This is a genomic window from Argonema antarcticum A004/B2, assembly GCF_023333585.1.
GTDB lineage: Bacteria > Cyanobacteriota > Cyanobacteriia > Cyanobacteriales > Aerosakkonemataceae > Argonema > Argonema antarcticum.
Map to the genome: position 1 here is coordinate 1 of NZ_JAIQZN010000079.1, position 14,442 is coordinate 14,442.

The 14,442-nt window shown below is 48.1% G+C and carries 12 protein-coding genes and 1 pseudogene; 3 read left to right on the top strand and 10 right to left on the bottom strand.

Annotation, left to right across the window (positions count from 1 at the left end; genetic code table 11):
- Nucleotides 1-128: 128 nt before the first annotated feature.
- From LAY57_RS26335 to LAY57_RS26365, 7 genes are all read right to left on the bottom strand, one after another.
- Entirely contained in the window at nucleotides 129-2,468 is a 2,340-nt protein-coding gene (locus tag LAY57_RS26335; RefSeq protein ID WP_249070114.1) for a hybrid sensor histidine kinase/response regulator, read from the bottom strand.
- A 148-nt stretch (nucleotides 2,469-2,616) separates the two neighbouring features.
- Entirely contained in the window at nucleotides 2,617-4,743 is a 2,127-nt protein-coding gene (locus tag LAY57_RS26340; protein WP_249070116.1) for an ATP-binding protein, read from the bottom strand.
- Between the two features lie 179 nt (nucleotides 4,744-4,922).
- Nucleotides 4,923-5,930 (bottom strand): ATP-binding SpoIIE family protein phosphatase, encoded by a 1,008-nt coding sequence (locus LAY57_RS26345; protein WP_249070117.1) that lies wholly within the window; start codon nucleotides 5,928-5,930, stop codon nucleotides 4,923-4,925.
- A gap of 7 nt (nucleotides 5,931-5,937) precedes the next feature.
- Nucleotides 5,938-6,336, bottom strand: a complete 399-nt coding sequence (locus LAY57_RS26350) for an anti-sigma regulatory factor (RefSeq protein ID WP_249070118.1) — start codon at nucleotides 6,334-6,336, stop codon at nucleotides 5,938-5,940.
- Nucleotides 6,323-6,718, bottom strand: a complete 396-nt coding sequence (locus LAY57_RS26355) for an STAS domain-containing protein (protein WP_249070119.1) — start codon at nucleotides 6,716-6,718, stop codon at nucleotides 6,323-6,325. Before LAY57_RS26355 ends, LAY57_RS26350 begins: the two co-directional genes overlap by 14 nt.
- 16 nt (nucleotides 6,719-6,734) lie before the next feature.
- Nucleotides 6,735-7,601: an STAS domain-containing protein gene (locus LAY57_RS26360; RefSeq protein ID WP_249070120.1), complete on the bottom strand. Its 867-nt coding sequence runs from the start codon at nucleotides 7,599-7,601 to the stop codon at nucleotides 6,735-6,737.
- Between the two features lie 248 nt (nucleotides 7,602-7,849).
- Nucleotides 7,850-8,299 carry a DUF29 domain-containing protein gene (locus tag LAY57_RS26365; RefSeq protein ID WP_249070121.1) on the bottom strand — a complete coding sequence of 150 codons (450 nt, stop codon included), beginning with the start codon at nucleotides 8,297-8,299 and terminating at the stop codon, nucleotides 7,850-7,852.
- Between the two features lie 175 nt (nucleotides 8,300-8,474).
- Between LAY57_RS26365 and LAY57_RS26370 the strand changes: the two genes are divergently transcribed.
- The gene (locus LAY57_RS26370; protein WP_249070122.1) at nucleotides 8,475-9,227 is read left to right on the top strand and encodes a DUF4058 family protein; all 753 of its coding nucleotides are present in this window, start codon (nucleotides 8,475-8,477) and stop codon (nucleotides 9,225-9,227) included.
- Between the two features lie 59 nt (nucleotides 9,228-9,286).
- On the opposite strand, the gene LAY57_RS26375 is transcribed toward LAY57_RS26370, so the two are convergent.
- The 3 genes from LAY57_RS26375 to LAY57_RS26380 are packed head-to-tail and all read right to left on the bottom strand — an operon-like array spanning nucleotide 9,287 to nucleotide 10,941.
- Complete coding sequence (locus tag LAY57_RS26375; protein ID WP_249070123.1) at nucleotides 9,287-9,505, bottom strand: DUF6887 family protein; 219 nt, start codon at nucleotides 9,503-9,505, stop codon at nucleotides 9,287-9,289.
- Entirely contained in the window at nucleotides 9,502-9,696 is a 195-nt protein-coding gene (locus tag LAY57_RS36655) for a DUF6888 family protein (protein ID WP_420839137.1), read from the bottom strand. Before LAY57_RS36655 ends, LAY57_RS26375 begins: the two co-directional genes overlap by 4 nt.
- Before the next feature lie 27 nt (nucleotides 9,697-9,723).
- Nucleotides 9,724-10,941 (bottom strand): class I SAM-dependent methyltransferase, encoded by a 1,218-nt coding sequence (locus tag LAY57_RS26380; protein ID WP_249070125.1) that lies wholly within the window; start codon nucleotides 10,939-10,941, stop codon nucleotides 9,724-9,726.
- Here LAY57_RS26380 and LAY57_RS26385 point away from each other — a divergent pair.
- Nucleotides 10,930-11,079, top strand: a complete 150-nt coding sequence (locus tag LAY57_RS26385) for a hypothetical protein (RefSeq protein ID WP_249070127.1) — start codon at nucleotides 10,930-10,932, stop codon at nucleotides 11,077-11,079. The two genes, LAY57_RS26380 and LAY57_RS26385, sit on opposite strands and share 12 nt — an antisense overlap.
- Nucleotides 11,080-11,689: 610 nt before the next feature.
- Nucleotides 11,690-14,389 (top strand): annotated as a pseudogene (locus LAY57_RS26390) (phycobilisome rod-core linker polypeptide); the annotation flags it as partial.
- Between the last annotated feature and the right edge of the window lie 53 nt (nucleotides 14,390-14,442).

Here is a 14,442-nt window from a genome sequence, read left to right on the forward strand (position 1 = left end):
CCCTTGTCCCCCTTGTCCCCCTTGTCCCCCTTGTCCTCCTTGTCCCCTACATCACCAACGGGTTTTGACCACACCCGTTGTGATTCTCTCCCCCACTCTCCCACTCCCCCACTCCCCCACTCTTCCCCTCAAAGTCTCCCTGCGAGGTTGGCGACTGCGGCGGCTAACTCAGCTGGCTCGACTGGCTTGGGTATGTGGATTTGAAAACCTTCCAAGAGCGATCGCGTGCGATCCTCCGATCTAGCATAAGCCGTCAGGGCAACGGCTGGAATCATTCCCCCTTGCTCTGGTGAGAGCGACCGGACTTTGCGGATCAAACTGTAGCCGTCTTCTTCCGGCATCCCGATATCGCTGACCAGGATATCTGGTTTCAAATTCTGAATTACCTCAAATGCTGATGAAGCCGATGAAGCTAGTGTTACATTAGCGCCGCACTGTTCCAGTACCGTACAGAGAAACAACCGCGTATCGGCATCGTCATCCACCACGAGTACCTGTAAACCGTTGAGATCGGTCGGGTTGTCAAGCGGGGTTCCAGCTTCAACCGTGGATATGGTCACGCTCTCGCTTGCCTCGAATAGCACGGGTATAATGGGTAACCTCACAATAAATGTTGCTCCCAAATCCTCGCCTTCGCTGTGGGCATGAACTGTGCCACCGTGCAGATCCACTAAATGGCGTACAATAGCCAAACCGATGCCAAGTCCGTTGTACCGCCGGGTCATAGAGCTATCGGCTTGACGAAAGCGATCGAAAACATAAGGCACAAAATCGGGGCTGATGCCTTTTCCCGTATCGGTTACTTTAATTTCAACATCAGAATTAACCTGTTCTAATCGAATCTCAACTCTCCCTCTGTTAGGTGTAAACTTAATCGCATTTGACAGCAGGTTCCACATTATCTGCTGCAAGCGGTCTGAATCCCCTGCAACCAAACCGACTTTAGGATCGCAGATGTTTTCGAGTTGAATTTCCTTAGCTTCAGCCGCTGGGCCTAACGTATCCAGAACCGCTCCAATCACTGTACTAAGTTCAACCGGACGAATCTTAAGACGCAACTTACCCTGAATAATGCGCGATACATCAAGCAAATCGTCAACCAATTGAGCTTGTGTCCTGGCAGTTCGCTCGATAATATCCATCGCCTTAGCCGTAGTAGCGTCGTCAAACTTGCGGCTGTTGAGCAGTTGCGCCCATCCCAGCATCGCATTCAGAGGCGATCGCAATTCGTGGGAAAGTGTCGCCAAAAACTCGTCTTTCATCCGGTTCGCCGCTTCAGCTTCTGCCCGTGCTTCCTGTTCGCGGGCTAGTAGCTGGGCCCGTTCGTCTTCAGATCGCTTGCGTTCTGTGAAATCGCGCATGATTTTGGCAAAGCCACGTAGCTGTCCCGTCGCATCTCGTAAGGGCGTTACAATGCCACTCGCCCAGAAACGGCTGCCCCCCTTACGCAGGTGCCAGCGTTCATCCTCAGCGCGACCTTCCTTGACTGCCTTGGACAATTCCTGCTTGTCCGTACCGCCGTCCACGTCTTCAGGCGTAAAGATAATTGAGATAGGTTGTCCCAGTATCTCTGCTTCCCGATAACCTAATATGCGTTCTGCCCCAATACTCCATCTGGTAATGCGCCCGTCTGTATCGAGGAAGAAAATTGCATAATCTTCCACATTTTCCAACAACATCCGAAACCGTTCTTCGCTTGATTTGAGTGCTTCCTCGGCTCTTACTCGGTTGGTGATGTCAGCCACAATGTAAACTGCACCCGTAAAAACTTGACCCTCGTCGAAGATGGGATCTGCGGTTACCGAAAACCATCGGTCTACTGACTGTATCTCTATACTTTCCCGACACAGAGTTTCTTGGATGCGATCGAAAGGAGTTACCTCAATGCTGCCTAAAATAGGTTGCATGAGTTCCTGATGAAAGCGATCGCTAATCTCGGTTTCTGATTTTAAGAGAAGCTGGGTCATCGCTTTGTTACATCGCATCACTTTTCCTTGCCGATCCAGCAGACAAACGCTATCGCTCATCGCATCGAATGTTGTTTGCCATTCCTTCGCCAAAGTTAGCGCCGACTCCTCAGCTTCTCGGATGCGGAGCAAAGCTTTAACAGTAGCTAGTAATTCGATCGGCTCTACCGGCTGCGCTAGATAGCCATCTGCACCGCCATCTAACCCCTGTGCCTTGTCCTCGCTTTTGACAAAACTAGCAGATAAATGGAGTACCGGAATAAAAGATGTCGCAGGATTAGTCTTGATCCTGCGACAGACTTCAAACCCATCGATATCTGGAAGCCTGACATCAAGAATAACTAAGTCTGGTTGTTGCTGTGCTATGATTTGCAACGCAGTTTCGCCAGTAGCCGCCTCCTCAACATCAAACCCGGCTTTCTGAAGTGTCCGAGAAACCACATAGCGGTTGGTTTCGTTGTCGTCTACGTGCAATATTGTGATTTGATGCTGATCCGGCATAATTGGGTAATTTTAGATTTTAGATTTTAGATTTCATATTTGCAATTCTTTACTCCCTTCCTGCCACAAAATTACGGCTATTTCGGAGTTGTGATGCTTTTGTTCAAAAAAATAACATTTTTATTCCCCTGCTCCTCTGCTCTCCTGGCTATAGAACTAGCCCAGCTTTCATCAGGGCTTCACTTAGAATAGCGGATGCCTCTTGACTAGATAAACTTTCTTTAGATAGAATTGCTAACACACGATTGCCAATATTGCGTATCTCCTCTTCTGACAGCAGGTTGGAAGTATTAATTATTACAGGAATATGGCGAGTAGCGGTATTGCTTTTCAGATGTTCTAAAACCTCCAACCCGTTCATTTCTGGCATTACCAAATCGAGAAAAATGCAAGCCGGATTTTCGCTCTGCGCTAGCTGAATGCCAGAACGCCCGTCTGTTGCCTCAATAATGGTAAACCGAGAATCGGCTAAAAGTTGCTTGAGTAAATAACGGGACACCAGCCGATCGTCAACAATCAATAACTTTGGCGGAATATCTCCCCTGACTAGAGTATTAATTTTTTTCAAAAGCAACAATCGATCGACTGGCTTGATCAAGAACGCATCAGCCCCCAAAGCCAGCGATTTCTTTTCGTTATCAATAACTGTTGCCACCAAAATGGGAATATCTTGCGTCGCTGGGTTTTGTTTCATTTCCGAGAGAAAAGACCACGTACTCTCTTGCTCTAGCAAGACATCTAACAGCACGGCTTTTGGTTTAAACTTCTCAAGTGCGTGTTTTGCCTCTTTGAGCGATCGGGCCGAGACGATCTGATAAATAGATTTTTCCAAATACTTCTCGTAAGTGAAGATAGTTTCCGCGTTATCTTCTATCACCAGTATCGGCGACCGCAGCGGATCTAACTGCCAACTAATACTCGGCACAGATGCCCTTGCAGTCTCGTCCCCATACACGATCGGTATTGTAGCAAAAAATGTGGAGCCCACCCCCATTTCGCTAAAAAGTGAAACGTCACCTCCCAGCAATTCGGCTAACTTGCGCGACAGCGGTAGTCCGAGACCCGTTCCTTTAAAGCGCTTTTGAAGGAGAGAATCCACTTGGGTAAATTCCTCAAAAATGCGCTCTCGATCTTTAGGTGCAATACCGATACCCGTATCTGCGACCGAAAATACAACGTTGTTGCCGATCTTATCTGCTTTGATGCGAATCTCACCCTGTTCGGTGTATTTAAGTGCGTTAGAAATAAAATTTCTGAGAATTTGGGCAACTTTTCCCTCATCGGTGTTGAGAATTGGGATATCGACAGGTTCTTCAAAGATGAGCGAAGTCGAAGAGTTATGGCTAAGCAGCGGGCGCAGCATACCACGCAAAGTAGCGAATAAATCGCTCACTTCAAATTCTTTTGGATGAACAACAATTTTGCCTGCCTCGACCTTCGCCAAATCTAACAAGTCGTTAACTAATTCCAAAAGACCTTCTGCGGATTTACGGATAAACATCACCTGCTTTTCTTGTTCTGTCGTCAATTCGCCGTCCATGCGATCGATCAGCATTCCAGACAGAGACATAATAGAATTGAGCGGCGTGCGAAACTCATGGCTCATATTTGAGAGAAAGTGGGTTTTTAATTCGTTAGCCCGCTCTAAAAACTCCGCTTTTTCATCTAATTCTGCATAAAGCGCCACAACGCCGCGATTGGTAGCTTCCAGTTCCCGGTTTAGGTCAGTTAGTTCCTCTTGGCGCTTTCTTAGTTCGTCTAAAGTCCGAATAAGTTCTTGATTCTGTTGCTGAATTTCCGCAAACGGATTTTCAGGAGGTTGGATTGCCAACTTATCGGCAATCTGCATCGAAAGGTTGGTTGTTAACTTAGCAGCGCGTTTCGGCAATGTCTTTCCCATCACCACTGTAGTTCCGCTGAGCGAAGATTCGATATCAAACCGATCCATTAAACGTTTGCTGCCAATGATACCTAACCCCATTCCGGTTTGTGACTTGTAATTTCCCTCCAGAATAATGTTCAGATCGGCAATACCTTCTCCTTTGTCGCTAATGGAAATTAGAAGCGTTTGAGGCGATTCGCCTTCCATGCCAAATTCAACTTTTCCCAGCTTGGCATATTGAAAAGCGTTGCGGGCGATTTCGGATACAGCGGTGGCAATGCGCGTCTGATCTTGGGAGTCAAATCCCAAATCTTGTGCAATTTGTCGCGCCCGCTGACGCGAAATTACGACATCTTGTTCAAATCGTATTTCTATATTTAGTAGAGTAGTCATCGGTAAATTAATTTGAGATTTGAGATTTGAGATTGAAAAATTAAATTTGCAATTCTTAAATCTAAAATTTGCAATTAATTCAATTTTCTTTATAGCCACAGTCAGATATGTTAGGACAGTATTGAACGCTCAAAACAAGGCCAAGACTGTGTTTGTACTCAGCACTTAGCACTCAGCACTCAGCACTTTTCTTTAACAACTACCACCGTTACGTCGTCGCGTCCTCGGTTGAAGTCGCGGTACAAAACTCCGGCGATTGTACTGGGATGTTTTGCGGCTAAACCAGGATAGCGATCCAAGCGCCACTGAGTACCTAACCCATCGGAGTGCATCACCAAAAGCCCTCCTTTTGGCCACTGATAAACAAACTCCTGAATTTTGCGAACCTCGTGTCCGACGGTGCCGTTGTGGGAAACCATGCTGTAGCTTCCCGACTCAGAAAAAACGCTGGCAGAAATATTTCCCACTCCTACAAAACGAATGATTTGTTGTTCAAAGTTTAGTTGCGCGATCGCCACAGCAGCGCCCCGCGTACTTCGTAAACCCCCATGCACAGCTTCCATAATTTCTGCGGGACTTTTGCGGACATTCTCTCGAAATATTTTGATCGCGTCTAGAGAAGCTTGGGCGGCCATCGGCCCGTGACCCAAACCATCTGATACTAGCAGCAGAGTGCGATCGGCATAGCGATCGATTGCCCAACGATCGCCCGAAACCTCCTCACCTGTTTTAGGCAGACATACCGCACCTATTTCTATATTGCTGTATGGTGTGCTAGACGGTGTTTGGCTAGCCCAGATCTGACTTAATAAAGCTGTCCCCACATTGGGAACAGAATGAATATCGAAAAAAGCACTTAGGCGACTAATTGCCCCCAAACCCTTGCCAGCAGTACCTGCCGTAGAATAACCATCCCGCAGGCACTCCCCGATATCAACCATTCCCGGCCCTTTATCCAGAGCTAATATTTCGATACCCGCGATGTCGTCTTTTGCCACAGACCCTAGTAGCAGTTGGCCTTCCCTAGCGTGGAGAACCAAGTTATTTGCGATCTCGGTAACGACGATGCCTACCTTTCCTCGCTGTGTGTCGTTGAAGCCAAGACGGCTCGCGAGGGCCATAGCTAGCCGTCGCGCTTCACCAGCTTGACTGGACTCCGAAATAGGCAAGACGACGGTTTCTCTCATAATCTTCTTACTTCCATTTTGTAATTGTGATGCGGGTGCCTTCTCCGACACGGGAAACGATATCGAATTCGTTGACCAACCGCTTTGTCCCGCTCAATCCCATACCGAGTCCGCCTCCTGTAGTGAAGCCATCTTTAAGCGCCAGTTCAAGATCTGGAATACCCGGCCCGGAGTCTTCAAAAATCAGTCGCAGACCGCGACGGGTTCCTTCATCCAGCGCTTCTATATTTACAGTCCCGCCACCCCCGTGTTCCAGGGTGTTGCGTGCCAGTTCGCTGGCTCCCGTGACGATCTTTGTCTGGTTTATCAGGCTGAAACCTAACTCTACGGCCAACTGACGCACTGCCTGCCTTACTAGCACAACATCTGAGGAGGATCTGATGCTGATAACTTCATTTTTCTGCATCACCGTCCATGCTCCCCCCTTCAGAATCTCCTAACGATGACCGCAGGAGAGCCATTCCCTTCTCAACATTTAAGGATGTGCGAATGCCTTTTAGAGAGAGTCCCAACTCTACTAGAGTGATGGCTACAGCGGGCTGCATTCCTACAACCACCGTTTCTGCATCCAGTATGCGCGACATTTTGGCAATGTTTCCCAGTATCCGCCCGATGAAGGAATCAACTATCTCCAAGGCTGAGATATCGATCAGTACACCGCGAGCGCTTGTCTGGCTAATGCGGTTTGTCAGGTCGTCCTGCAAAGTCATCGCTAGGCGATCGTGCATATCGACTTGAATGGTGACGAGGAGGAAGTGGCCTATCTGGAGTATGGCGATGCGTTCCATAATATTTCCTCCCTCCTTAAATAGCGGACTTGGAGCGTGAGATCGCAAATCCCGATCGCTTCAAAGCCAGAACAAAGGCATCCGCGAGGGAAGCCTTGGTAGTTATATCGGCCAAATCTACACCCAAGTAGACGATCGTTTGAGCGATTTGAGGACGAATACCGCTGATGATGCAATCAGCGCCCATCAAACGAGCCGCAGTTACCGTTTTTAGTAAGTGCTGCGCCGTCAGGGTATCCACAGTTGGCACTCCGGTAATGTCGATGATCGCAACTTGGGAACCTGTCTGTACAATCATCTGCAAGAGAGATTCCATCATAATTTGGGTGCGGGCGCTGTCGAGGGTGCCAATGATCGGCAGGGCTAAAATGCCTTCCCACAGCTTCACGACTGGCGTTGAGAGTTCCATTAGCTCTTCTTGCTGGCGCAGGATTACCTCCTCGCGGGTTTTCTGATAAATTTCAGTTGTCCACAGAGCCAGTTTGTCTATGAGGTTAGTCGCAGACAAAATTTCTTCCAGTAGGGTTTCGCCATTCTGTCCCAGTTCCTGGCGCAAGCGCTTGAATAAGGGCTGCTTAAACGAGAATACAAAGTTTGCGGTTTCTGTTGGCGTGAAGCCTTTCTGAGTGCGCGATCGGGAAACGCTAGCCAACATATCCTTCAAGCCACGCCACTCCGGGGATTGGATGTTGGTGAAGTTACCCTGTTGGATAGCATCTGTAAATAACTCAAGGAATTCTCTGCACTCTTCGCGCAACTCCATTTCCTTGAGCAAGTCTTTGCGGATACCAGCTGCCATTTGCTCGCCCAGCCAGTCGGCCAAGACTTCTGCTTCACGATTTTTAAGGATCTGTGGAATTTTGCTCTGTCCGTTTAAGCTCATTTCAATTCAAAACTCAGTACAGGCGGGTTTGGTTGTTAACTCTTCCGTTTCCATTACAGTTTATCTGCTAAATCCACCCCTACTTAGCTTTTCTCTCTCCTCTTCTCCTCTCCCCTCTTCCCTAGCGCCGCGCGGCAGAAATAACCCACCAGTTCAGAAGTACTTAAATGCCTGACACTCAAACGATTTTTGACTTTTGACTTTTGACTTTTGACTTTTGACTTCCGCGTAGCGGCACTAGCCCCTCATTATGGTAAAAACCCATCATCCGTCACTTCTGTCAGCTCGTAGGGACACTCTGTAGGGAAAGTCTCTAGTGCTAAGCCAGTTTCAGCTTTTGCTTGTTTGACTGCTTCTGCGTAACATTCAGCGAAAATGCTGTCTAGATAGGGTCTTAAGCTGGGAGACTCTTTTAGAGCTTTTTTAACACGCCTGCGATGCTCGATAATGCTACCTTCCCAACTGCCGCTTCTTTCTTCAGGTTGGTATTGCCATTTAAGCAAGTGGAGCAGAACTACAATCAGGTTACTTTCTAGACTTCTCCTCTCACTCCTCCCCATGTCTTCAATTTCTTCAATCAGGTGAGTCCAATCCACATTTGCATAGTCCTGATTCCGCAATTTTTCTACATTTGTTTCTATCCATTGCAGGTAATCTGTCTCGTACAATGTTTGGCGAAGGGCCTTTATATGCGGCATAGCAGTTTCCATAAAGTAATTCTTGGTATAGGAAAGTGCTGAGTCCTGAGTGCAAACACAGTCGTTTCCTTGCTGTTATAGATCTATACTGTCCTAACTTATGTGACTGTGGCTATAGTATGGATGGAACGCATTTCTTTCCATCGTCCCTTTTCTCATTCCTTCTCTTGCGATTATGGCACCGAGTTTCCCAGGGATGAACCCTTATCTTGAAAATCCTTCTCTGTGGTCAGAGGTTCACTCTTGGCTGATTATCGAGCTGGCCCGATCGCTCAATCCCTCACTCATACCCAATTATCGAGCTGCTGTAGAGAAACGGGTTTACTTGGATGCTTTACTGGTCGGTATTCCAGATGCTTCTATTTTCCAACAAAACCCTGAAGCCAATAGACCTTCTGTTGTAACAACTGGGGTGCTAAGCAAGCCAATTCGAGTGACATTGCCCCTGACTGAAGAAATCACCGAACGCTATCTAGAGATTCGGGAAGTAAAGACGGGGCGGGTGGTAACGGTTGTGGAAGTCCTCTCACCCAAGAATAAACGAGTGGGTGAAGGTCGAGATAAGTATCTGACTAAGCGACAAAAGGTTTTGAACAGTGCTACTCACTTAGTTGAAATCGATCTGCTGAGAACGGGAAACTTTATGCCAATGGCGGAAGCGATTCGATCAGACTACCGCATTCTGGTCAGTCGGGCTAATCTCCGTCCCGAAGCTGAACTCTACCCGTTTAATGTGCGGGAATCGATTCCTCAATTCTTGCTTCCTTTGCAGTCAGGAGATGAAGAACCTGTTGTGAATTTATCTGAGGTCTTGGGACAAGTTTATCAGGAAGCGGCTCTAGATTTTGCGATCGATTATTCACAGCAGCCTGTCCCACCGCTAAGCGAGAGTGATTTTCAGTGGGTGCGATCGTTGATGGAATCGTAGGATGGTGATAAGACCTGCACTCCGAAGTAATCGATCGGGTTAGGATTTGTTAGGCAAGACTACGACTCTTCTGATTCACCCTCAACAGGTGTCATTTTTAGAATTCGATCGGTTATATTTTCTTCCCAATGAACGTCTTCCAAGTCAATGACGATCATGCGCCCCGCCGCTTTTGAGCGATCGATGTATTTGTGAAACGCATCAATATCTTCTCGATATGTTAAAACATATCGACGTAACTCATTAAGGCTCATAGCATCGTAGTTAGCTGCTGTCATGACTCGTATCCTCCACTTCTTTTTATCTCAAATTCTAAATTATCTCCAGCAAGTAAGTATAGATTCCCAGTTCGCTCATCTAACCGGACAAGTTCAATACTTTTATACTGCCATCCAGGGTAAATAACGTTGGTAAGTCGGTAACAAATTCTATATAGCCCCTGGGTTTGCTCGTTTGTAGGTTTCATCATCACTTTTTGATAAGCTTTTCTCTTACTTCATTTGATGTTCGGAGTTAGTAAAATTAGTTGTTGCTCTAGGAGCGATCGCACTCCTGACTCTTCCAATTTTACACTAGTCAAAATCTCTCCTATCGTTCTACGTTTATCTGAATTACCATCACAAGCTTGCAAAAATTCAAACTCAGATTCCGACAAGTTGACAATCTGATAATCGTAATTAAACAAACACCGACTCGGCCATCCATCCATACAAGGATTGCGTTCTGGAATTGCTGCTAAAAGCGCTTCTTTCGATGACCAATCAGATGACGGTAAAGGAGGACGCGCTAGGAAGAATTCGTAGTGGGTGATGTTTTCTGGATCTAATAGTTCGATTAATCGATAACGTTCGCGATCGCTCAATCCTTCTGTCCGTTTCATCAAATCTGGATTATTCCCCAAAAGCCGATCTAAGTGCCAGGTTTTGGGATTAGAAAAACCGACAAAATCTAACCCGGAAGCATCAATTAATTCAAACAAAGTATCGATGTTGTAGTCAATTTCTTGCGGATGAACATACATATCGGCAAAGCATTCATCCCGATGATTTTCCATCGACCATCTTTCTTTTTCTCTCTTGACAAGACGATTATTTTCTGGTAATGAAGCAAATATCTGACGCCCGACACTGACGCCATCGCGGTAGTCCCGTGGCGCTGGCGTCCCCGCCTGCGATCGGCTTTGGAGAAGTGCGATCGCTTTCTGCATCAGCTGGATTTCCCAGCGTCCCAGTTCCGCATAGACAAAAATGTGCATCAATCCCCCAGGCGCTAACTTCGCAGCCAGGGACTGAATACCCCGCTTCGGATCGGGCAAGTGGTGCAGCACCCCCACGCAGTTGATCAAGTCGAACTCACCGGGGAGTTGTGCTGCCTCATACAAGCTGAGGTGATGGAATTCCACCCTAGAGGCCCCCGATCGTTGACAGCGCTCTTTCGCCACTGCCAAAGCTCCCCCACTCAGATCGATGCCAACAACTTGAGCCTGGGGGTTAAGGTGAACCAGGTACTCAGTCCCCACCCCAGTACCGCACCCAGCATCTAAAATGCGGATATTCTGCTGCTGCGGTTTTTGTCCAGTGCAAAAATTATAAGCTGCCAGCCAATTCCAGCGCCAGTTGTACCCAGGTGGCGGACTATCCAGCAAAGGTTCTGGCGGAAACGGGTAAGTATCGTAAAGACGCTCAACAGCGGAAGTAATATCTTGATTAGTCATTGGTCAGTGGTCAGTTGTCAGTGGTCAGTTGTCAGTTGTCAGTGGTCAGTGGTCAGTGGTCAGTGGTCAGTTGTCAGTTGTCAGTGGTCAGTTGTCATTCTCCCCCACTCTCTGGCTCTTCCCCTTTTGAATGAGTGACTTTTGAATGAGTGACTTTTCTAGCCACTACCCTTTTGTAACAAAACTTATCGATTTTCTCAGTTACTCTGCCGCAATCCAGTATGATTACGTAGTAATCCAGGGAGGCTAGTTCTACACATTTTTTAATAAATGAGTGTGACGAGCCCGAAACATTCTAATCTAAAGACTGGGCTGGTTAAACCCAGGCAATTATTAAAGCACCCTTACCCAATGCTTTCGTCAGAGGCAAAAAAGTGTGGCTTTGTGGTGTATGTGCCGATCGGCCCTAACCGCAAAACCGCACTTAAAAGGAAAAGGGTCTGACTGCTAAGGGGCGACCAGTTTTAACAAATTCCCCTTTAATCCACTCGCCTCTTTACCCTCTATGGGAAGAAGGAAGACAAGGAAAAACCGCAAAAACCAAGCGGTCAAGGCAAAGTAAAGTTATTTCGGCCTACAGTTGGTGGGCTGCTGCAACTCTTTCGCTGATAAGACCAGCCCTGCCGTACTGTGTACTGCCCAGGGTCTATCAAGGAAGGGACAGCCCAAGAAGCACCGAAGCCGACGAAGCATCTGACATCTGAACATCTGAACATCTGACAATTCTATAGGGAGCTTTTGAGAACCGATGAGTGTAAAAGCAAGTGGTGGAAGCTCTGTTGCGCGTCCGCAACTATATCAAACCGTACCAGTTGCGACAATTTCGCAAGCGGAACAACAAGACCGCTTTTTAGAGCGCGGCGAGCTGAGCGAACTGGCTAGCTATTTCAGTTCTGGCGCTAGACGTCTAGAAATTGCTGGCACCCTCACGCAAAATGCCGATCTGATCGTTTCCCGCGCAGCTAACCGGATTTTTGTCGGCGGTTCCCCGATGGCTTTCTTAGAAAAGCCGAAGGAAGCACCAGTGATGAGCATGGCTGGAACTGCTGTAGACACGAAGGAAGGCATGAAGCTAGGAACCGCAACTTATGTGGAAACTAGCGGCGGTTTCTTCGAGGGATTGCGATCGCTCTTTAGTGCCACTGGCGGTGGCCCCGTACCAGCTGGTTTCCGACCGATCAACGTAGCCCGCTACGGCCCGGGCAATATGCAGAAATCTCTGCGAGATCTCAGCTGGTTTTTGCGCTACGTCACTTATGCGATCGTCGCCGGTGACCCCAATATCATCGCCGTCAACACCAGAGGATTGCGCGAAATTATTGAAAACGCTTGCTCCGGCGAAGCCACCATCGTGGCCCTGCAAGAAATGAAGCAAGCAGCACTCGGTTATTTCCGGCAAGACCCAGAAGGGACAAATATCGTCAGTCAGTACATGGATGTTCTGATTACCGAATTTAAAGCCCCAACCCCCTCGGACAAAGTGCGGCAACGTCCTTCTGGCTACGAGCAAGGTTTGCAGCTGCCCCAAATTTACGCCCTAGCGGCAGAACAGCGTCCCAAATTCGTGATGAAACCGGGACTTTCTGCTAGGGAAAAACAAGATGTCGTCAAAGCTGCCTACAGACAAGTCTTTGAACGAGATATTACTCGCGCATACAGCCTGGGAATTTCCGACTTGGAATCCAAGGTGAAGAACTGCGAAATCTCCATGAAGGAATTTATCCGTCGTTTGGGTAAATCTCCCCTGTATCGGAAAAACTTCTTCGAGCCTTACATCAACAGTCGCGCTCTAGAATTAGCTTTCCGTCACATTTTGGGACGCGGCCCTTCCAGTCGGGAAGAAGTGCAAAAATATTTTGCTCTAGTATCGAGCAAAGGTCTACCGGGTCTAATAGACGCATTGGTAGATTCCGAAGAATACTCCGACTACTTCGGCGAAGAAACAGTACCCTACATCCGGGGATTGGGTCAAGAAGCCCAAGAATGTCGCAACTGGGGCCCTCAGCAAGACCTGTTTAATTACAGTGCGCCATTCCGCAAGGTACCGCAGTTTATCACGACTTTTGCAGCTTACGATCGGCCCCTGCCCGATCGACACCCCTACGGTTCCGGCAACGACCCCCTAGAAATTCAGTTTGGGGCAATCTTCCCGAAAGAAACTCGCAATCCCAGCAGCCGACCCGCTCCTTTTGGTAAGGATACCCGGCGGATTCTGATTCGTCGCGGCGCTGGCATCGAAAACCAACTCAGCAACCCAGCCGCACGGGGTAAAGCACCGGGTACCCTCGGACCCAAAGTGTTTAAGCTCGATCAACTTCCTGGCTTTACCGGATTTGGCGGCAGACGCGGATTCACCAAACAAGGCGTCAGCGTTAAATTCACGGAAAGCTCAACCCAAGCTCTCATTCGCGCTTGTTACTTGCAAGTGTTTGGGCGGGATGTTTACGAAGGTCAGCGCCTGAAAGTAGCCGAAATCAAGCTGGAAAACGGCGAGATTACAGTGCGGGAATTTATTCGCGCCTTGGCTAAATCAGACCTGTTCCGCAAGCTGTACTGGACATCGCTGTATGTGTGTAAAGCGATCGAATATATCCATCGCCGCTTATTGGGTCGCCCCACCTACGGGCGTGCAGAAAACAACAAATACTTCGATATTTGTGCCAAAAAAGGCTTCTACGCCCTAGTCGATGCCTTGATTGATAGCTTGGAGTACAACGAGGCATTTAATGAAGACACCGTTCCTTACGAACGTTATCTCACCCCCCAAGGCGTAGCCCTACGCAACCTCCGCGTTGGCAGCATCGGCGAGACTGGTAACAGCATAGAGAAGGCAGAAAATCCGCTCTTTGTCGAATTGGGTGAAGTCAAAGACATTCGGACTGAACCCGATATTCAATTCCGCATCAACCAAGGCGTCAGCAAGAAGCGCGAACAAACCAAAGTCTTCAAGCTGACCGACAACGCCGACAAGAATCAGCTGGGAACTCTGATTCGCGCCGCTTATCGGCAGATATTTGAGCGCGATGTGGAACCCTACATCGTGAAGAATGAATTCACCGTCTTGGAGAGCAAACTGAGCAATGGTGAAATCAATCTGAAGGAATTTATCACAAGTTTGGGCGAGTCGAACCTTTACATCAAAGAGTTCTACACTCCTTATCCCAACACCAAAGTAATCGAACTCGGCACGAAGCACTTCTTGGGACGGGCACCTCTAGACCAAGCAGAAATTCGCAAATACAACCAGATTCTCGCTTCTGGCGGCATTCGCGCCTTTATCGGTGCGATCGTGAACAGCGCCGAGTACGGTCAAGCCTTTGGTGAAGATACCGTTCCTTACAATCGCTTCCTCACCTTACCCGCCGCCAACTTCCCGAATAGCCAAAAACTGTACAACCAGCTCACCAAGCAAAGCGACGACGTGGTAGTGCCTAGCTTCTCAACAGTGAAGCCTCGCATGGATGCCACGAAGATGCCGCTGATGGGCAAGGCTATGGCGGA

Bases quoted from the DNA above. Each gene is read 5' to 3' on its own strand.
- LAY57_RS26335 (WP_249070114.1), bottom strand. From the start codon at position 2,468: ATGCCGGATCAGCATCAAATCACAATATTGCACGTAGACGACAACGAA.
- LAY57_RS26340 (WP_249070116.1), bottom strand. From the start codon at position 4,743: ATGACTACTCTACTAAATATAGAAATACGATTTGAACAAGATGTCGTA.
- LAY57_RS26345 (WP_249070117.1), bottom strand. From the start codon at position 5,930: ATGAGAGAAACCGTCGTCTTGCCTATTTCGGAGTCCAGTCAAGCTGGT.
- LAY57_RS26350 (WP_249070118.1), bottom strand. From the start codon at position 6,336: ATGCAGAAAAATGAAGTTATCAGCATCAGATCCTCCTCAGATGTTGTG.
- LAY57_RS26355 (WP_249070119.1), bottom strand. From the start codon at position 6,718: ATGGAACGCATCGCCATACTCCAGATAGGCCACTTCCTCCTCGTCACC.
- LAY57_RS26360 (WP_249070120.1), bottom strand. From the start codon at position 7,601: ATGAGCTTAAACGGACAGAGCAAAATTCCACAGATCCTTAAAAATCGT.
- LAY57_RS26365 (WP_249070121.1), bottom strand. From the start codon at position 8,299: ATGCCGCATATAAAGGCCCTTCGCCAAACATTGTACGAGACAGATTAC.
- LAY57_RS26370 (WP_249070122.1), top strand. From the start codon at position 8,475: ATGGCACCGAGTTTCCCAGGGATGAACCCTTATCTTGAAAATCCTTCT.
- LAY57_RS26375 (WP_249070123.1), bottom strand. From the start codon at position 9,505: ATGACAGCAGCTAACTACGATGCTATGAGCCTTAATGAGTTACGTCGA.
- LAY57_RS36655 (WP_420839137.1), bottom strand. From the start codon at position 9,696: ATGATGAAACCTACAAACGAGCAAACCCAGGGGCTATATAGAATTTGT.
- LAY57_RS26380 (WP_249070125.1), bottom strand. From the start codon at position 10,941: ATGACTAATCAAGATATTACTTCCGCTGTTGAGCGTCTTTACGATACT.